We start from the raw sequence: 18,673 nt of genomic DNA, 5'->3' as shown, positions 1-18,673 counted from the left end.
AAAAAAACCCGGCAGCGCGAGCGACCGGGTGTTGATCCGACTGTGCGGCGGCTTATTTTACTGCCGGCGCATCTTTCGCATCGGCTGCGGCCACCTCGGTCTTGACGATGATCTTGGCCTTGGCTTTTTCTTTCAGCGCATCGACATAACCGCGCATCTCGACCTGGCCGAGGCGCTCGGCGATTTCTTGCTGCTCGGCGGTGCGGCGCGCTTCATCCACCTTGGCCGGCTGCGATACCTTGCTGATGCGATACACACCGTAGCCGATGCCAGGAATCTCGACACCAACATAGGCCGGCAGCTTGCTCGCGTCGGCTTTCAGGACCACGGGCAGCGCCGCCTGGTTGACCGCCGTCGGGGTTGCACGGCTGACCATCTTGGCCGCGCCGAAGCCGGCAGCGTCGCCGCTGGCCTTGGCTGCGGCGATCTTCGCTTCGCCGGCTTTCTTGGCCAGGCTGATCGCTTCCTGCTGCGCCACACGCATGCGGATGATGTCCTGCACTTCGGCCAGCGGACGCTTGGCGGCCGGCGAGTACTCGACGATCCGGGCCGCGACCAGCACGCTTGGCTTGACTTCGATGGCTTCGGTATTGTGCTTGTTCTTGACCACGCTGTCCGAGAACACGGCGCTGAGGAATTTAGCATTGTTCAACGGCGACTGGGCCAACGCCGGATTCGGCGTGCGGGTGACGTTGTCGAGCGTTTCGATCTTCAGTTTCAGCTTGTCGGCGACCGGCTTCAGGCTGGCCGACTGGTCGTACACGGTTTCGGTGAAGGTTTGCGCCAGGTCCGAATACTTCTTCGACATCTTCGGCTTCTTCACTTCAGCCACCAGCGCATCCTTGACTTCATCGAGCGGCTTGACGGTTTCCGGCGCCAGCTTGGTGACGGTGACGATGTGATAACCCTGGTCCGACTCGACCACGTCGCTGATGTCGCCTTGCTTGAGCTTGAACACGGCCGTTTCGATTGCCGGGCTGATCATCTCGCCCTTTTTCGCCTGGCCCAGCTCGCCGCCCTGCTCGGCCGTCGAGACGTCCTGCGACTTCGCTTTGGCGACATCGGCAAACGTGGCCGGCGCCTTGCGCAGCTCGGCCAGCACAGCCTCGGCCTTGGCCTTGGCGGCGGCTTTGTCGGCCGCGCTCGCGTCTTTGGCGAACTTGAACTGGATGTGGCTGTACAGACGCTCTTCCGGGGTGGTGAAGCGCTTGCTGTTGGCTTTGTAGAATTCGGCAACTTCGGCATCGGTCACGCTGACCATGCCTTCGACCGCGGCCGCGTCGAGCACCACGTATTCGATCTTGGCTTTTTCCGGCACCTGGAACAAGGTGGCGTTCTTGTCGTAGAAAGCCTTGATCATCTCGTCGGTGACCTTGACCTGGGACTGCTGCTCGCTGGCCGGGAACAGCATTTCCTGCACTTCGCGCTCTTCGTCGAAAATGTTCGACATGCGCGTGGCGACCGTGCGCGGCAGGAAAGCGGTTTCCTGCACCGTGCCGGTCAGCTGGCGCAGCACGAAATTACGGCGCAGGCTCGCTTCGTACTGGGCCGCCGTCATGCGCGCATTGACCAGCGCCGCTTTATAGACATCGACGTCGAACTTCCCGGCGGTCTTGAATTCATCGTTTTGCTGAATCGTGTTGACCAGCAGCTCGTCGCCCACGGTCAGGTGGCTGCGTTCGATTTCCGCTTCGACCGCGCGCTGCGCGATCAGGTTATCGAGGATTTCGCGCTTGAATTCAGGCGTGTCGAAGCGCTTCTGGTCGAACTGCGCACCCATCATGGTGCGGTATTGGTCGACCTGCTGGCGCTGCGCCTCTTCCCATTCGGGCTGCGTGATCTTCTTGCCGTTGACATTGGCCACGACAACGGTGCTGTCCGCGTTTTCGTTGGTGGCCATGCCACCGACGACCAGGAACGAAGCGGCCAGCAACACCAGCATGACCTGGATCCAGCGCTTGTGATTGCGAATAAATTCAAACATGGTTTGCCAATTCGAGATAAATAAAATTGCGATGGAATGCGATTAAAACGCACATATAAAAAAAGGCGAACTTTCGTTCGCCTCTTCTTTTTTTTGACAGGACTGCCAGGACCCGGCCGCCTTGTGCGAACCATGGAGTTCCGTACAGGCCACTCCTGAACCCCGGCGCACCCTCCGAACGGAGACTGCACCATCGTACTGCTATATGCTGGCGGAGCGGACGGGACTCGAACCCGCGACCTCCGACGTGACAGGCCGGCATTCTAACCAACTGAACTACCACTCCGTAAAAAATACTGCACAACATGCCGGGCTCTGGTGGGGGCTGAGAGGCTCGAACTCCCGACCCGCGCCTTGTAAGGGCGCTGCTCTACCAACTGAGCTAAACCCCCGTAAGCACACCTGTGTCACCAAGTGTTACCGACATTTTCCGGTGATTGTCACCTCACCGAAGGACATTAGTTTACTGCATCTTTAAGCGCTTTACCAGCTTTAAATTTAGGAACTTTCGCCGCCGCGATCTTGATCGCTTCCTTGGTGCGCGGATTGCGCCCGGTACGCGCGGCGCGCTCGCCCACCGAGAAGGTGCCGAAGCCGACCAGGGTCACGCTGTCGTTCTTCTGCAGGCTGGCGGTGACGGCATCGATCATGGCGTCGAGCGCGCGCGTGGCCGAGGCCTTGGTGATGTCCGCCGACTTCGCGATTTCTTCGATCAATTCTGTTTTGTTCACTTGTGCCCCATTACCTAAGAGTTGCGGCGAAAAGAAATCCGCAGCGCGTATTAAACAAGCCGCCCATCCGCCTGTCAAGCCAATTACCAACCGTAAAAAAAGCAAGCGTCACGAGGACGCTTGCTTCTGTACTGCGCTAGCGGCGGATTAGTGTTTCACGACGTCCGTCTGCGGGGCCACGCCATCGACCGCGGTGGCGGCGGCGGCAACGGCGGCGACGGCCGGTACTTCCACCACCGGCGTCGGCATCCGTTCGAGCGCGATTTCGAGCACCTTGTCGATCCAGCGTACCGGAACGATTTCGAGCTTGTTCTTCACGTTGTCCGGAATGTCGGCCAGGTCCTTGACGTTCTGCTCCGGAATCAAGACCGTCTTGATCCCGCCGCGATGCGCCGCCAGCAGTTTTTCTTTCAGCCCGCCGATCGGCAGCACTTCGCCGCGCAAGGTGATCTCGCCCGTCATCGCCACATCGGCCCGCACCGGAATGCCGGTAAACACCGACACCAGCGCGGTGGTCATCGCAATACCGGCCGATGGACCGTCTTTCGGGGTGGCGCCTTCCGGCACGTGAATGTGAATGTCGGCTTTTTCGAACACGTCATTCTTGATGCCGAGGCGGTTGGCGCGCGAACGCACCACGGTGCGCGCCGCTTCGATCGATTCCTTCATCACGTCGCCCAGGGTGCCGGTGCGGATCACGCCGCCCTTGCCCGGCATTTGCACCGCCTCGATGGTCAACAGATCGCCGCCCACTTCGGTCCATGCAAGGCCGACCACCTGGCCGATCTGGTTCTCTTTCTCGGCCACGCCAAAGTCGTAACGGCGCACGCCCAGGAACTTGTCGATGTTCTTGCCGTTGACCGTGACCTTTTTATCGGCCTTTTTCAACAGCAGCATCTTGACGACCTTGCGGCAGATCTTCGAGATTTCGCGCTCGAGCGAACGCACGCCGGCTTCCCGCGTGTAGTAACGGATGATATCGCGGATCGCGCTTTCGGCCACGGCGATTTCTTCTTCCTTCAGGCCATTCGCCTTGATCTGCTTGGGCAGCAGGTAACGCTGGGCGATGCTGGTCTTTTCATCTTCCGTGTAACCGGACAGGCGGATGACTTCCATGCGGTCGAGCAGCGCCGGCGGAATGTTGAACGAATTCGAGGTCGCCACGAACATCACGTCCGACAGGTCGAAGTCGACTTCGATGTAGTGGTCCGAGAACGTGTGGTTCTGTTCCGGGTCCAGCACTTCGAGCAGGGCCGAGGATGGATCGCCGCGGAAGTCCGCGCCCATCTTGTCGATTTCATCCAACAGGAACAGCGGATTGCGCACGCCAACCTTGGCCAGCGATTGCAGCACCTTGCCCGGCATCGAACCGATATACGTGCGACGGTGACCGCGAATCTCGGCTTCGTCGCGCACGCCACCCAAGGCCATGCGCACGAACTTGCGGTTCGTGGCCTTGGCGATCGATTGGCCAAGCGAGGTTTTACCCACGCCCGGAGGACCGACGAAGCACAGGATCGGCGCCTTCAGTTTGTCGACGCGTTGCTGGACCGCGAGGTATTCCAGGATGCGTTCTTTAACCTTATCAAGGCCATAGTGATCGCCCTCGAGGACTTTCTCGGCGTTCGACAGGTCGTTATTGACCTTCGATTTTTTCTTCCACGGCAGGTTGACCAGGGTGTCGATGTAGTTACGCACCACGGTCGCTTCGGCCGACATCGGCGACATCAGCTTGAGCTTCTTGAGCTCATTGGTAGCCTTGTCCAGCGCTTCCTTCGGCATCTTGGCGGCGATGACTTTTTTCTCGAGTTCGTCGATATCGGCGCCATCTTCGCCCTCGCCCAGTTCTTTCTGGATCGCCTTGACCTGCTCGTTCAGGTAGTACTCGCGCTGCGATTTTTCCATCTGCCGCTTGACGCGGCCACGGATGCGCTTTTCTACTTGCAGGATGTCGAGCTCGCCTTCGAGCTGGCCGAGCAGGTGCTCGAGACGCTTGGCGACATTGAAGATCTCGAGGATCACCTGTTTCTGCTCGAGCTTGAGCGGCAGATGGGCGGCAACGGTATCGGCCAGGCGGCCGGCGTCGTCGATCCCTGCCAGCGAAGCGAGGATTTCAGGAGGAATCTTTTTGTTCAGTTTGACGTACTGGTCGAACTGCTGGACGATCGCGCGGCGCATCGCCTCGACTTCGGAATCGTCGCCGATTTCCGAACTGAGCGGGGTCAGGTCGGCGATAAAGTGGGTCGGGGCATCGCTGATGTGGTTGATGCGCGCACGCTGGGCGCCCTCGACCAGCACCTTGACGGTGCCGTCTGGCAGCTTGAGCATTTGCAGGATGTTGGCCACGCAACCGATCTCGTAGATGTCGGACGCGGATGGCTCGTCTTTGGCTGCGGCTTTCTGGGCCGCCAGCATGATGCTCTTGCCCTGCTCCATCGCCGCTTCCAGCGCCTTGATGGATTTAGGACGGCCAACGAACAGTGGGATCACCATATGCGGGAAGACGACCACGTCGCGCAACGGCAGTAAGGGCAGCGTCGTTTGCTCGGTTAATTTGGAAGTTGTCATGGCATACCTTATAGAAAGCGTGTTTACGATATTGGCACCATCTGCCAAAACACAAGACCGGCGGATAAAATATTTCTACAAGTTATTTGAATATTCATCAACTTGATTCAAATACAACCGGAATAATCTAAAAAAACTTTATCGGAACATCAAATAAAAAAGCCACCGCGCAGCGGTTCCGCTGCGAGTGGCTTTTCGAATGAAGCCTGATTCTTTTATTGAGGTAAATTGTACCGCCAAGAATTCAGGAATCAATGCTTTTGTTGCGTCCGCATCGCAGAATTTCAGTTTTCGCCGGATGCTTTGGCGCTTTCGCTGTAAATCAGTAAAGGTTTTGCGCCGTTCGTGATCGAATTTTCATCGATAACGACCTTGATCACATTCTGCTGATTTGGCAATTCGTACATCACATCGAGCAGTGCATGTTCAAGAATGGAACGCAAACCGCGCGCACCGGTCTTGCGTGCCAATGCCTTACGGGCAATCGCGTGCAGAGCGGCCGGACGGATTTCCAGTTCCGCGCCTTCCATTTCAAGCAACTTGGAATACTGTTTAATCAAGGCATTCTTCGGCTCGATCAGGATCTGGATCAGCGCTTCTTCGGTCAATTCGGACAAGGCGGCAACCACCGGCAGGCGGCCCACCAGTTCCGGAATCAGGCCGAACTTGATCAGGTCTTCCGGTTCGGCTTCGAGCAGCACGTCGGCGCTGGCGCGCTGGGACTCGCTCTTGACGCTGGCCGAAAAACCGATGCCGCTCTTTTCGGAACGGTTCTGGATGATCTTGACCAGGCCGTCGAACGCGCCGCCGCAGATGAACATGATGTTGGTCGTGTCGATCTGGACGAAATCCTGGTTCGGATGCTTGCGCCCGCCTTGTGGCGGCACCGATGCCATGGTGCCTTCGATCAGTTTCAGCAAGGCTTGCTGCACGCCTTCGCCGGAAACGTCGCGGGTAATCGACGGATTGTCCGATTTACGCGAAATCTTGTCGATTTCATCGATGTAGACGATGCCGCGCTGGGCCTTGTCGACTTCGTAGTTGCAGCTTTGCAGCAGCTTCTGGATGATGTTCTCGACGTCTTCGCCCACATAACCGGCTTCGGTCAGGGTGGTGGCGTCGGCGATCACGAACGGCACGTTGAGCATGCGCGCCAGGGTCTGGGCCAGCAGGGTTTTACCCGAACCGGTAGGACCGACCAGCAAGATGTTGCTCTTTGCCAGTTCGACTTCGTCCTTCTTGCCCAGGTGCTTGAGGCGCTTGTAATGGTTGTAGACCGCAACGGACAGGATGCGCTTGGCGGTTTGCTGGCCGATCACGTACTGATCCAGCAATTCCTTGATCTCGTTCGGGGTCGGCAAGTCCGACTTGGCGCCGGCCACCGTTTCGACGTTCGAGGTCTCGTCGCGGATGATGTCGTTACACAGGTCGATGCATTCGTCGCAGATGAAGACGGATGGACCTGCGATGAGCTTCTTCACCTCGTGCTGGCTCTTGCCGCAGAACGAGCAGTAGAGAAGTTTTTCGCCGCTGGAGGATTTTTTTTCTGACATGGGGCAGGGTTCTCTTGAATTGCTATAAATGTAACGCGAACAGACGCGCAACATGAGTGTGCGCTAACAGCATGCTACCCGAAATAAAAACGAAACGCCCGAACGTTGTAGCGCCGGGCGTTTTTTCAGCAACACCACAGGTGAACGTCACGATCACGCTGCCGCACCCCGGACTGGCCGGTTGGGCGGCGCATGGCCATGACGACCCGCGCTGGCAAGCTATTCGCGCTTCGCAAGGACTTTGTCGATCAGGCCATACTCAGCAGCTTCGTCGCCCGACATGAAACGGTCGCGGTCGGTATCCTTGTGGATCTGTTCCATCGTCTTGCCCGTACGTTCGGCCAGGATGTGGTTCAGGCGCTCACGCAGGTAGAGGATTTCTTTGGCCTGGATTTCGATATCCGAGGCCTGCCCTTGCGAGCCGCCCGACGGCTGGTGAATCATGATGCGCGAGTTAGGCAAGGAGAAACGCTTGCCCTTGGCGCCCGCCGCCAGCAGGAAGGCGCCCATCGAGGCCGCCATCCCGGTGCACAGGGTCGACACGTCCGGCTTGATGAAGTTCATCGTATCGAAAATCGCCAGGCCGGCCGAAACCGATCCGCCAGGCGAGTTGATATACAGCGAAATATCCTTGTCCGGATTCTCGCTCTCGAGGAACAGCAGCTGGGCGACGATCAGGTTGGCCATCTGGTCATGCACCGGCCCGACCATGAAAATCACGCGTTCCTTGAGCAGGCGCGAGTAAATATCGTACGAGCGCTCGCCACGGCCGCTTTGCTCCACGACCATCGGAATGAGGCCGAGTGCTTGTGTATCCAATGCCGGATTATGATTCATACCTGTCTCTTCCTTTGTAAGCAGCCTAAAGCCAACTTTAAGCTTGTGCGTTGCTTCCCATCAACTCGTCGAATGCAACAGCCTTGGCTGTGACTTTCGCGATACCGAGTACATAGTTAACGACGTTTTCTTCCAATACAAGAGCTTCGACTTCCGACAGGCGGCGACGATCGCTGTAGTAGTACTTCAGTACTTCACGCGGATCTTCGTAGCTTTGAGCGAAATCTTCGATCTGTGCCTTGACCTGCTCAGGGGTTGCCTGCAGCTTGTTGTCGCCAACCAGTTGCGACAGGATCAAGCCCAGGCGCACGCGGCGCTCGGCCTTGGTGGCGAACAGTTCTTGCGGGAATGGCATGTCTTTGACATCCATGCCGCGCTGCGCCATGTCCTGGCGGGTCATTTCAGCCAGGCGGTCCGCATCCTGGGCGATCATGACTTTAGGAACTTCCATCTCGGTGACCTTGACCAGGGCATCCATCACGGCTTCCTTGTTGCGTGCCTTGACGCGGCCCGCGACTTCGCGTTCCAGGTTGACCTTGATGTCAGCGCGCATTTTTTCCAGGTCGCCATCTTCCATGCCTAGGGACTTGGCGAACTCGGCGTCAACTGCCGGCAGGTGCGCCCATTCCAGCTTTTTCAGGGTGATGGTGAAGTCGGCGGTTTTGCCGGCCACGTCAGCACCGTGGTAATCGGCTGGGAAAGCCAGTGGGAAGGTTTTCGCTTCGCCGACCTTCAGGCCGACGGTGGCGGCTTCGAATTCCGGCAGCATGCGGCCTTCGCCGAGCACGAATGCGTAGTCTTCAGCTTTGCCGCCTGGGAATTCAACGCCGTCGATCACGCCGACGAAGTCGACGGTGACGCGGTCGCCATTGGCTGCGATCGGCTCGCCGCCGTCGCCGTGTTCGCCGGCTTCACCCTTGGTGTGGTAATGCACGCGCTGCTTGCGCAGGATTTCGATGGTCTTTTCGATTTCCGCGTCCGACACGTCGGCTTTCACGGTGTCGATTTCGACGCCCGACAGGTCGCCGATGACGACTTCAGGATACACCTCGAAAGTGGCGTCGAACGACAGCACGCCTTCGGCGGAATCTTCCTTTGGTTCGATTTTTGGAAAACCGGCAACGCGCAGCTGGTTCTCGTTCGCAGCTTCGTTGAATGCGCGGCCGACTTTATCGTTCAGCACGTCCGATTCGATCTGGTAGCCATATTGTTGCGCAACCATTTTCATTGGCACTTTACCTGGACGGAAGCCAGGTGCCTTGGCCGATTTGGCCTGCTGTTTCAGGCGCTTTTCCACTTCCGTACGGACGTCAGTCAGCGGAAAAGAGATCGTCAAGCGACGTTCGAGTTTACCCAGGGTTTCGACTGCAGTTGCCATGTAAAAATCGTCCAAAAAATAGTATTAAACTCGTGGTGCGAGGAGGGGGACTCGAACCCCCACACCATTGCTGGCGTCAGGACCTAAACCTGGTGCGTCTACCAATTTCGCCATCCTCGCGGGATCGCATCCGGCGCCACCATGGGCGGCCGCATGCACCTTTCCATCTGAAAAAACAAAGGGCGCCCGACAGTGAAACCGGCCGCCCTGCACTGCCTTTGTTAGGGGCTACAACTTCAACCCGGTATTTTACTGGATTTTCTGACCACATAGGGCGTTTTTTGAATCGGACTCGGGCGGCGTATAATTTGGAAACGTTTTCAGTCCCTAAAAGAAATACCTCCGCATGTCTTCCAATCATATTAACAAAGTCCGCCAGGTCGGATTGTTCGCCATGACATGGCCCATTTTTATCGAGCAGCTCTCGCATATTTTGCCGGGCGTGGTCGATACCTTCATGGTCAGCCACCTTGGCGATTCGGCGGTGGCCGGACTGGCGGTGGCCAACCAGATCGTCGGCTTTTGCATCATCCTGTTTTCATTCGTCGGGATCGGCAGCGCGGTGGTGCTGACCCATTACCTGGGCGCGGGCGACCGCGCTGGCGCCGAGCGGGTGGCGGCCACCGCGGTCGGGGTCAACTTCTGGCTGGGGATGATCGTCAGCCTGGCGATCTGGGCGTTTTCAAACGACATGCTGCGCCTGCTGCACTTGCCGCCGCCGCTGATGCCGTATGCGCAGCCTTTCCTGGCGCTGATGGGCGGCACCCTCTTCCTCGAATCGATCAATATTTCGTTCGGCTCGGTGCTGCGCGCGCACGGGCACATGCGCGAAGCGATGTACGTGTCCATCGGCATGAACGTGCTCAACCTGATCCTGAACGTGGTGCTCATTTTCGGCCTGCTGGGCGCGCCGAAAATGGGCGTGATCGGCGCGGCGCTGTCGACCGTTATCAGCCGCGCGGTGGCCTGCGTGGCGCTGGCCTGGGTGGTGCGGCGCCAGCTCAAGCTGGGCGTGCGGCTGGCGTGGTTCGTGAACCTGTCGCGCGCGACCCTGGCGCCCATCCTGCGGATCGGCTTGCCGGCGGCGGGCGAGAATCTGTGCTGGCAGGCCAGCTTCATGGTCATTACGTATTTTGTCGGGCAGATGGGCGTGGTCCAGCTGGCGACGTTTTCGTATGCGATCCAGCTATCGATGATCATGATGATGCTGGGCATTTCGATCGGGATCAGTACCGAGATCATGATCGGGCACATGATCGGCGCGGGCGAGTTCGACGAAGCCTACCGCCAACTGTTGCGCAGCCTGCGCGTGGGACTGGGGGTAACCGTGGTAACGACCTGCGTGGTGGTGCTGCTGGCGCCGTGGTTGCTGGGGTTCTTCAGCAAGGACCCGGCGATCGTGGCCGGTGGCGCGGTACTGCTGAGGATCAGTTTGTTGCTGGAGCCGGGGCGCACGTTCAACCTGGTGGTGATCAATTCGCTCAGGGCCACGGGCGACGCGAAGTTTCCGGTATTCATGGGGGCGTGTTCGATGTGGGGCGTGGCGGTGCCGCTGGCATGGCTGCTGGGCCTGCATCTGGGCTGGGGATTGATTGGGGTGTGGATCGCGTTCACCTGCGACGAGTGGGTGCGCGGGCTGGCGATGTATGCCAGGTGGAAGAGCCGGGTGTGGGAAAAACATGCGCACGCGGTACGGGCGCATGTGGCGGCGTGAGCAGCGGAACTGCATACATCGCCGCTATCTTCCGCTTCGTCGCCCCCGCGAAGGCGGGGGCCCATAGCACCTATGCTCAACGGTGCTATGGATCCCCGCCTTCGCGGGGACGACGGTTTGTAGGGTAGCGAATTTAACGCAGCTTAGGTACGCAACGCGACTGCGTCGGCAGGCTTTTTCACCCTGAAGCACGTCGCATACAAGGCTGGCAAGAACAGCAGGGTCAATGCCGTCGCCACCACCAGCCCGCCCATGATGGCAACGGCCATCGGTCCCCAGAACACCGAACGCGACAGTGGAATCATCGCCAGCGCGGCCGCGGCGGCCGTCAGGATGATCGGGCGGCAACGACGCACCGCCGCTTCGATCACCGCATTCCACGGCTCCGCACCGGCGGCGATATCTTGCTCGATCTGGTCGACCAGGATCACCGAGTTACGGATGATCATCCCGAACAGGGCAATCACGCCCAGATTCGCCACGAAGCCGAACGGCCGGTTCAAGATCAGCAAGGCCATCGCCGCACCCGCCACGCCCAGCGGACCGGTCAGGAACACCAGCAGCGAACGCGAGAAGCTGTGCAGTTGCAGCATCAGCAGGGTGAACACGATGAACAGCACCAGCGGCACGTTGGCCGCGATCGACGCTTCCGCCGCCGCGCTGTCGGCCGCGGCGCCGGCCAGCGAGATGGTGTAGCCAGGCGGCAGCGCCGCGCGCAGGTCGGCCAGCTTCAGGCCAATCTGATCCGACACGGTCGGCCCCTGGATGCCATCGACCACATCGGCCTGCGCCGTGATCGCCCATTCGCGGCCCTCGCGCCACACCACACCCGGTTCCCACACAAAGTGCGCACGCGCAATCTGCGAAATGGTCACCGACTTGCCCGATGCGGTCGGGATATTGGTGTCGTTGAGCACCGCGATGGTGGCGCGCTCTTCGACCGGCTGGCGCACCACGATGTCGATCAGCTTGTTGTCTTCGCGGAACTGGCCGATGGTGGTGCCCGACAGGATGGTATTTGCCGCCCGCATCACCGTCTGCGAGGTCACGCCCAGCGCGCGCAGTTTTTCCTGGTCCAGGTCGAGGCGCAGCACCTTGACCGATTCGTTCCAGTTGTCATTGACGCCGATCGCGTTCGGATTGGCGCGCATGATCTCCTTGACCTTGTCGGCAAAGTCGCGCACGACCGCGATTTCGGGACCGGCCACGCGGAACTGCACCGGATACGGCACCGGCGGCCCGTTCGGCAGCAGCTTGACCCGGCCGCGCACTTCCGGGAAATCCTTGCTGAAAATGTCGACAATCTTCAGGCGCAGCGACTCGCGATGCTCGAGCCCGCGCGCCAGCACGACGACCTGCGAGACGTTCGATTGCGGGAAGATCTGGTCCAGCGGCAAGTAAAAGCGCGGGCTGCCGTTGCCGACATAGCTGGTCACGCTCTCGACATTGGCTTCCTTGATCATCAGCTTCTCGAATTTTTTCACCAGCGCTTCGTTGGCCTTGAACGCGGTGCCTTCCGGCGTCCACATCTCGACCATCAGTTCAGGCCGGCTCGAATCCGGGAAGAATTGCTTCTCGATGAACTTGAAGCCGAAGACGCCCAGGAAGAACACGCCCAGGCTCAGCGCGATGGTGGTCTTGCGCCACGTCACGCACCAGGTGACGACGCGGCGGAAGCGCTGGAAGCCCGGGGTATTGAACATGTCGTGCTCGCCCTCGCCGGCCGCGTGCGGCTTGACCTTGAGGATCATGTAACCGATGTAAGGCGTAAACACCACCGCCACCAGCCAGGAAATCAAGAGCGCGATCGCATTGACCGAGAACATCGAAAACGTGTATTCGCCGGCCGCCGACTTGGCCAGGCCGATCGGCAAGAAGCCGGCCGCCGTGATCAGGGTGCCGGTCAGCATCGGCATCGCGGTCGAGGTGTAGGCGAAGGTAGCCGCATCGAAGCGCGACATGCCCTCCTCCATCTTGCGCACCATCATTTCGACCGCGATGATGGCGTCATCGACCAGCAAGCCGAGCGCGATGATCAGCGCCCCGAGCGAAATCTTGTGCAAGTCGATGTTGAAAAAGCGCATGAACAAAAAGGTAATGGCGAGCACCAGCGGAATCGTCAGCGCCACCACCAGGCCCGGCCGCGCATCGATGCGCAGCGGCTTGGTGTGCAAACCCAGCGCCAGGAAACTGACCGCCAGCACGATCACCACCGCTTCGATCAGCACCTTGATGAATTCGCTCACCGAGGCCGTCACCGCGCGCGGCTGGTCCGATACCCGTTCGAGTTCGATGCCGACCGGCAGCTTGGCCTTGATGCGCGCCACCGTTTCGTCCAGGCCCTTGCCCATCGCAATGATGTTGCCGCCCTTTTCCATCGACACGCCCAGGCCGATCACTTCCTTGCCGTTGAAACGCATCTTTTCGCGCGGCGGATCTTCGTATTCGCGCTTGATGGTGGCAAAGTCGCCCAGGCGGAAGGTGGTGCCGTTGGCGCGCAGTTCCAGGTTTTCCAGGTCCTTGGCGGTGGTCAGGGCGCCGGTCACGCGCACTTGCAGGTTATCGGTCGCGGTGACCAGCACGCCGGTCGCTTCGACCGAGTTCTGGGTGGCGATCTGGCCGGCGATGACTTCGAACGGCACGCCGAGCTGCGCGAATTTTTTGTGCGAAAACTCGATATTGAGTTTTTCGGCCTGCACGCCGAACTGTTCGACTTTCGACACCAGCGGTACGCGCAGCAATTGCTGGCGCACGAAGTCGGCGTATTCCTTGACCTCGGCGTAGTTGAAGCCGTCGGCCGAGAGCGCGAAAATCGAGCCGTAGGTGTCGCCGAATTCATCGTTGAAAAACGGTCCGATCACGCCCGCGGGCAAGGTCCCCTTGATGTCGCCGATCTTTTTGCGCACCTGGTACCAGGAGTTGGCGGTCTCGCGCGGCGGCGTCGATTCGCGCAGTTGCAGGATGATGATCACTTCGCCCGGCTTGGAATAACTCTTGATCTTGTCGATGTAGGGTGTTTCCTGCAGCGTTTTTTCGAGCTTGTCGGTGACTTGCTCGGCCATCTGCACCGCGGTCGCGCCCGGCCAGATGGCGCGCACCACCATCACGCGGAAGGTAAACGGCGGATCTTCATCCTGCCCCAGGTTCATGTAGCTGATCACCCCGCCCAGCAACAGCGCCACGATCAGGTAGCGCGTCAGCGGGATATGTTCGAGTGCCCAGCGAGAAAGATTGAATCCCTTCATTTGGCGACCTCGACCTGAGGTGCGGCCGCGCTCTTTTGCACAGGCGCAACGTCACTCGACGAGGTATCGGGCGGCAGGATCGTCACTTTCTGACCCGGCTTGATCAGGTTCACGCCGGCCGTCACCACGGTCTGGCCGGCCGTCACGCCACCGGCCAGCACCACGTCGTTGGCGGAGGTGCCGGCAATGGTCACCGGCACCATGCGTACCACGCCCTTGTCGACCACCCACACCGAGGTGGTGTTCTTTTCATGATACAGGGCCGTCAGCGGCACCTTGATCTGCGGCGTGGCCATGGTGCTGGCGAACTGCACCATGGCGGTCATGCCCAGCTTGACGTCGGCCGCACTGTCGGGAATCGAGACCTTGACCGCGTACGTACGGGTGGCGGGGTCGGCCACCGGCGAGACTTCGCGCACCTTGCCTGGGATAACCACATCCTTGTTGGCCCACAGGCGCACGGTCACGTCGGTCAGTTTGCGCAATTGCTCGACTTTATCTTCCGGCAAACCAATGACGATTTCCTTCTCGCCCATCTTGGCCACGCGCACCACCGGGGTGCCGGGGGACACCACCTGCCCCACTTCGGCGTCCACGGCGGTGACCACGCCATCGACATCCGATACCAGCGTGGCATAGCCGGCCTGGTTGGACTGCCCGAAATACGCGGCCTGGGCCGCGTCGACAGTCGCCTGGGCCGAACTGTAGGCCGATTGCTTGGCGTCCAGCACGGCCTGGCTGACAAAATTCTTTACGCGCAATTCCTGATAGCGCTTCAGTTCCGCCTTGGCCAGGTCGCGCCCGGTTTCGGCGGCGCGCAGGTTGGCCTTGGCCTGGGCCTGGGACAGCTTCAAGTCTTGCGGGTCGAGCTGCATCAGCACCTGGCCCTTCTTGACCACGGTGCCGGGGTCGACCTTGCGCGCGGTAATCTTGCCGCCCACCCGGAACCCGAGACGCGATTCGACCCGCGCGCGCACCTCGCCGGCGAACTCGGCGTTAACGCCGACGGTGCTCGAACTGAGCACGATGGCGCGCACCGGACGGATATCTTCCTTTTTCTCCACGGGCTTGGAACAGGCTGCCAGCAAGGCGGCCATGACGGCGGCGCTGAGAAGGGTCGTCGGTGCCAAAGGTCTTTGGCGCAGGTTTTTCACGGGGAACACGGTGTTTTCCTTTACTATGCGGTGGGCGCCATCCTGGCGATGATGTCGAGATGCTACTACTCGTTCGGCCCTGAGAGCTAACTGACTTTCTGGTTAGTAATTATAATCCTGCAAGTTTTATTTGCAAATGACTTTTGCGTCATTAATTACCCATGCCTGTCGATCACTACGAGAATTTCCCCGTCGCCTCGATTTTGTTGCCCAAGCGGCTGGTGCCGGCGGTCGAAGCGATTTACGCCTTTGCCCGCACGGCGGACGATATCGCCGACGAAGGCGACGCCAGCGGCCCCGAGCGCCTTAGCGCCTTGAGCGCCTACGAAGCCGCGCTCGACGCCATCGGCCGTGGCGAGCACCAGCGCGACACCCTGTTCCGGCGCCTGGCCGAAGTGATTGCCCAGTACAAGCTGCCGCTGCAACCATTTTACGACTTGCTCTCGGCGTTCAAGCAAGATGTGGACACCAAGCGTTATCCGAACTTTGAACTGCTGCTCGACTATTGCCGGCGCTCGGCCAATCCGGTCGGCCTTCTGATGCTCTCGCTCTACGGCGCCGTCGACGACGCCAATGTGCGCGATTCGGACGCCATTTGCTCGGCGCTGCAGCTGATCAACTTCCTGCAAGACGTCGGCATCGACCGCCAAAAAGACCGTATTTACATTCCGATGGATGACTTGCAGCGCTTCGGCGTTGCACCGGCCGAGCTCGACCAGCAGAATACCGGCGGCAACTGGCGCGCGCTGATGGCCTTCGAAGTGGCGCGCGCGCGCGCCCTGATGCTGAGCGGCGCCCCGCTGGCGCGCCGCTTGCCGGGCCGCATCGGCTGGGAGTTGCGCCTGGTAATCCAGGGCGGCTTGCGCATCCTGGAAGAAATCGAAAAAGCCGGTTACGACGTCTTTAACCAGCGCCCGCAGCTCAAAACGCTGGACTGGATGGCGATTCTGTGGCGCGCGCTGCGGATGTGAACCGCTGTATCGGCCCTTGCCAGTGAAAAAACCGTCATCGCCCCTCTCGTCCGGGGCGCATCGGCTATAGAATAGCGGCTTCGCTTCGCGCACCCTTGCACTTTTGACCATGTCTCCTGACGAATACTGCCAACAAAAGACCGTCCAGAGCGGCTCCAGCTTCTATTACAGCTTCCTGTTCCTGCCACCGGAGCGGCGCCGCGCGATCACCGCGCTGTACGCCTTTTGCCGCGAGGTGGACGACACGGTCGACGAATGCACCGACCAGTCGATCGCGCGCATCAAGCTGGCCTGGTGGCGCACCGAACTGGCCAATATGTACGCCGGCGCGCCCACGCACCCGGTCACGCAAGCCTTGCAGCCGCACCTGACGGTCTACAATCTGCAGGAACAGCACATGCAGGCCATCGTCGACGGCATGGAAATGGACCTCGACCAGACCCGCTACCTCGACTACACCGCCATGAAGCGCTACTGCTGGCACGTGGCCAGCGTGGTCGGCATTCTGTCGGCCAGCATTTTCGGCGTGAGCAATCCGAAGACCCTGGAATACGCGGAACAGCTGGGCCTGGCGTTCCAGCTGACCAACATCATCCGCGACGTGGGCGAAGACGCGCGCAAGGGCCGGATTTACCTGCCCGTGAACGAATTGCAACAGTTCGGCGTGACGGCGGCCGACTTGCTCAACGCCCGCCACAGCGACAAGTTTGAAAACCTGATGCGTTTCCAGACCGAACGCGCGCAAAAAATCTACGACGAAGCGTTCGCCCTGCTGCCCAAGGAAGACCGGCGCGCCCAGCGTCCCGGCCTGATGATGGCGGCCATCTACCGCACCGTGCTCGACGAGATCGAGCGCGACAATTTCCATGTCCTGAGCCAGCGCATCTCGCTCACGCCGCTGCGCAAACTCTGGCTGGCGTGGAAGACCTACATCCGTGGCTGACGCCGCTGCCGTAACAGTCGCCGTCATCGGCGCCGGCTGGGCCGGTTGCAGCGCGGCCGTCGAACTGGCCCGCGCCGGCTGCAAGGTCAGCTTGTTCGAAGCGGCCCGCACACTCGGCGGACGGGCGCGCGCGGTCGAGGTCCAGGGCCGCCAGCTCGATAACGGCCAGCATATTTTGCTGGGCGCCTACAAGGAATCGCTGCGCCTGATGCGCGTGGTGGGCATCGACACCGGCGCCGCCATGCTGCACCTGCCCTTGCAGATGCGCTACCCCAAGGACAGCGGCGGCATGGATTTCGTGGCCCCGCGCCTGCCGGCGCCCTTGCACCTGGCGATCGCCCTGCTGCGCGCCGACGGCCTCGACTTTGCCGACAAGATGGCGCTGGCGCGCTTTTCCTCGACCGCGCGCTGGATGGACTGGCGCCTGCACACCGACTGCAGCGTCAGCGAACTGCTGGAACGCTACGACCAGACCGACCGCCTGATCGAACTGATGTGGCGGCCGCTGTGCCTGGCCGCGCTCAACACCGCGCCCGAGCGCGCCTCGGCCCAGGTGTTTCTGGCCGTGCTGCGCGACAGCCTGGGCGCTGCCCGCTCCAGTTCCGACATGTTGCTGCCGCGCCTGGACCTGAGCGCGCTGTTTCCGGTGGCCGCCGCCGCCTTCGTCGAAAGCCGCGGCGGCAGCGTGCGCGCGGGCGCCAAGGTCGCCTCGCTCGCCGCGGACAAGGGCGGCTGGCTGCTTGGCGACGGCGAGCCGTTCGACGCCGTGGTCATCGCCACGCCGCCGCCGGCCGCCGCCCTATTGCTGGAACAAGCCGGCGCGCCTGAGGTGGCGGCCGCGCTCGGGCGCTTCGAGTACGAGCCGATCACCACCTGCTATTTGCAATATCCGGCGTCCACGCGCCTGGAACTGCCCTTCTACGCCCTGCGCGACAATGCCGCCAGCGGCCACTGGGGCCAGTTCGTGTTCGATCGCGGCCAGCTCGACCCTGCCCAGGCCGGCATGTTCTCCGTCGTCATCAGCGCCTCGGGCGCAGCCTCGGAACCGGGACGCGAAGCGCTGGCCCAGGCCGTTGCCGGCCAGTTGGCCGCCGTGTTGCAACGCCCCGAACTGGCGCGGCCCGACTGGGTCCAGGTGATCAGCGAAAAACGCGCCACCTTCGCCTGCACGCCGGGCCTGGCGCGCCCGCCCAACGCCACCGGCCTGGCGCGCCTGGCGCTGGCCGGCGACTACACCGCCAGCGACTATCCGGCCACCATCGAGTCGGCCGTGCGCAGCGGCGTGGCCGCCGCCCGCCTGCTCACAAGCAAGAGCAAATGAACGACTGTCCCCCGATTTGGTCGTTTGCGGCGCTCAAAGTGCAGCCTGTCGCATTCCGCTGGAGCTGAGCTGTCCGTTTTCGTACAGTAGCACCATCGAAACAGGTTTTTTACACGGACAGCACATGAACATCGCACTCGGACTGCGCGCACTCGCTTTACTGGCTTTTGTTGCCGCGAGTACCTTTGTTATCGTCATGCCGCACTTGCTCGGCGGCGACTTGCAGATTTTCCATTCGGGCGTGGCGCTGAGCCACTCCTGATCCAACCAGGCG

The 18,673-nt window shown here is 60.7% G+C and carries 13 protein-coding genes and 3 tRNA genes; 5 read left to right on the top strand and 11 right to left on the bottom strand.

What is annotated here, in order from left to right; genetic code table 11:
• Positions 1 to 52: 52 nt before the first annotated feature.
• The 9 genes from F0185_RS04135 to F0185_RS04095 form a co-directional block, all read right to left on the bottom strand.
• On the bottom strand, positions 53 to 1,984 hold the full coding sequence (locus tag F0185_RS04135; RefSeq protein ID WP_167221826.1) for a SurA N-terminal domain-containing protein: 1,932 nt from the start codon (positions 1,982 to 1,984) through the stop codon (positions 53 to 55).
• Positions 1,985 to 2,193: 209 nt separating this feature from the next.
• A tRNA-Asp gene (locus tag F0185_RS04130) sits at positions 2,194 to 2,270 on the bottom strand.
• 30 nt (positions 2,271 to 2,300) lie between these two features.
• A tRNA-Val gene (locus tag F0185_RS04125) sits at positions 2,301 to 2,376 on the bottom strand.
• A gap of 66 nt (positions 2,377 to 2,442) precedes the next feature.
• On the bottom strand, positions 2,443 to 2,715 hold the full coding sequence (hbs, locus tag F0185_RS04120; protein WP_054262580.1) for a non-specific DNA-binding protein Hbs: 273 nt from the start codon (positions 2,713 to 2,715) through the stop codon (positions 2,443 to 2,445).
• 147 nt (positions 2,716 to 2,862) lie between these two features.
• Complete coding sequence (gene lon, locus F0185_RS04115; protein WP_167221824.1) at positions 2,863 to 5,283, bottom strand: endopeptidase La; 2,421 nt, start codon at positions 5,281 to 5,283, stop codon at positions 2,863 to 2,865.
• 284 nt (positions 5,284 to 5,567) lie between these two features.
• Positions 5,568 to 6,836 (bottom strand): ATP-dependent Clp protease ATP-binding subunit ClpX, encoded by a 1,269-nt coding sequence (clpX, locus tag F0185_RS04110; RefSeq protein WP_166879493.1) that lies wholly within the window; start codon positions 6,834 to 6,836, stop codon positions 5,568 to 5,570.
• Between the two features lie 219 nt (positions 6,837 to 7,055).
• Positions 7,056 to 7,673: an ATP-dependent Clp endopeptidase proteolytic subunit ClpP gene (gene clpP, locus F0185_RS04105; RefSeq protein WP_054262583.1), complete on the bottom strand. Its 618-nt coding sequence runs from the start codon at positions 7,671 to 7,673 to the stop codon at positions 7,056 to 7,058.
• Positions 7,674 to 7,710: 37 nt separating this feature from the next.
• Positions 7,711 to 9,051 (bottom strand): trigger factor, encoded by a 1,341-nt coding sequence (tig, locus tag F0185_RS04100; RefSeq protein ID WP_167221822.1) that lies wholly within the window; start codon positions 9,049 to 9,051, stop codon positions 7,711 to 7,713.
• A gap of 33 nt (positions 9,052 to 9,084) precedes the next feature.
• Positions 9,085 to 9,171 (bottom strand) — tRNA-Leu (locus F0185_RS04095).
• A 274-nt stretch (positions 9,172 to 9,445) separates the two neighbouring features.
• Between F0185_RS04095 and F0185_RS04090 the strand changes: the two genes are divergently transcribed.
• Entirely contained in the window at positions 9,446 to 10,765 is a 1,320-nt protein-coding gene (locus F0185_RS04090; RefSeq protein WP_223164443.1) for an MATE family efflux transporter, read from the top strand.
• A gap of 143 nt (positions 10,766 to 10,908) precedes the next feature.
• Here the strand turns inward: F0185_RS04090 and F0185_RS04085 are convergent, their stop codons facing one another.
• Positions 10,909 to 14,010, bottom strand: a complete 3,102-nt coding sequence (locus tag F0185_RS04085; RefSeq protein WP_167221818.1) for an efflux RND transporter permease subunit — start codon at positions 14,008 to 14,010, stop codon at positions 10,909 to 10,911.
• On the bottom strand, positions 14,007 to 15,173 hold the full coding sequence (locus tag F0185_RS04080) for an efflux RND transporter periplasmic adaptor subunit (protein ID WP_370663971.1): 1,167 nt from the start codon (positions 15,171 to 15,173) through the stop codon (positions 14,007 to 14,009). The genes F0185_RS04085 and F0185_RS04080 overlap by 4 nt, the downstream gene beginning before the upstream one ends.
• Positions 15,174 to 15,325: 152 nt before the next feature.
• On the opposite strand from F0185_RS04080, the gene hpnC reads away from it, so the two are divergent.
• From hpnC to F0185_RS04060, 4 genes are all read left to right on the top strand, one after another.
• The gene (gene hpnC, locus F0185_RS04075) at positions 15,326 to 16,135 is read left to right on the top strand and encodes a squalene synthase HpnC (RefSeq protein ID WP_167221816.1); all 810 of its coding nucleotides are present in this window, start codon (positions 15,326 to 15,328) and stop codon (positions 16,133 to 16,135) included.
• A gap of 109 nt (positions 16,136 to 16,244) precedes the next feature.
• The gene (gene hpnD, locus F0185_RS04070; protein ID WP_167221814.1) at positions 16,245 to 17,078 is read left to right on the top strand and encodes a presqualene diphosphate synthase HpnD; all 834 of its coding nucleotides are present in this window, start codon (positions 16,245 to 16,247) and stop codon (positions 17,076 to 17,078) included.
• Positions 17,071 to 18,399 carry a hydroxysqualene dehydroxylase HpnE gene (gene hpnE / locus F0185_RS04065; protein WP_167221812.1) on the top strand — a complete coding sequence of 443 codons (1,329 nt, stop codon included), beginning with the start codon at positions 17,071 to 17,073 and terminating at the stop codon, positions 18,397 to 18,399. Before hpnD ends, hpnE begins: the two co-directional genes overlap by 8 nt.
• Positions 18,400 to 18,523: 124 nt before the next feature.
• Entirely contained in the window at positions 18,524 to 18,661 is a 138-nt protein-coding gene (locus F0185_RS04060) for a hypothetical protein (protein ID WP_167221810.1), read from the top strand.
• The last annotated feature ends 12 nt before the right edge of the window (positions 18,662 to 18,673 follow it).

The organism is Massilia rubra (assembly GCF_011682065.1).
Lineage (GTDB): Bacteria > Pseudomonadota > Gammaproteobacteria > Burkholderiales > Burkholderiaceae_D > Telluria_A > Telluria_A rubra.
This window is presented reverse-complemented; position numbering and strand designations above follow the sequence as displayed.

Bases quoted from the DNA above. Each gene is read 5' to 3' on its own strand.
- F0185_RS04135 (WP_167221826.1), bottom strand. From the start codon at position 1,984: ATGTTTGAATTTATTCGCAATCACAAGCGCTGGATCCAGGTCATGCTG.
- lon (WP_167221824.1), bottom strand. From the start codon at position 5,283: ATGACAACTTCCAAATTAACCGAGCAAACGACGCTGCCCTTACTGCCG.
- clpX (WP_166879493.1), bottom strand. From the start codon at position 6,836: ATGTCAGAAAAAAAATCCTCCAGCGGCGAAAAACTTCTCTACTGCTCG.
- clpP (WP_054262583.1), bottom strand. From the start codon at position 7,673: ATGAATCATAATCCGGCATTGGATACACAAGCACTCGGCCTCATTCCG.
- tig (WP_167221822.1), bottom strand. From the start codon at position 9,051: ATGGCAACTGCAGTCGAAACCCTGGGTAAACTCGAACGTCGCTTGACG.
- F0185_RS04090 (WP_223164443.1), top strand. From the start codon at position 9,446: ATGACATGGCCCATTTTTATCGAGCAGCTCTCGCATATTTTGCCGGGC.
- F0185_RS04085 (WP_167221818.1), bottom strand. From the start codon at position 14,010: ATGAAGGGATTCAATCTTTCTCGCTGGGCACTCGAACATATCCCGCTG.
- hpnC (WP_167221816.1), top strand. From the start codon at position 15,326: ATGCCTGTCGATCACTACGAGAATTTCCCCGTCGCCTCGATTTTGTTG.
- hpnD (WP_167221814.1), top strand. From the start codon at position 16,245: ATGTCTCCTGACGAATACTGCCAACAAAAGACCGTCCAGAGCGGCTCC.
- F0185_RS04060 (WP_167221810.1), top strand. From the start codon at position 18,524: ATGAACATCGCACTCGGACTGCGCGCACTCGCTTTACTGGCTTTTGTT.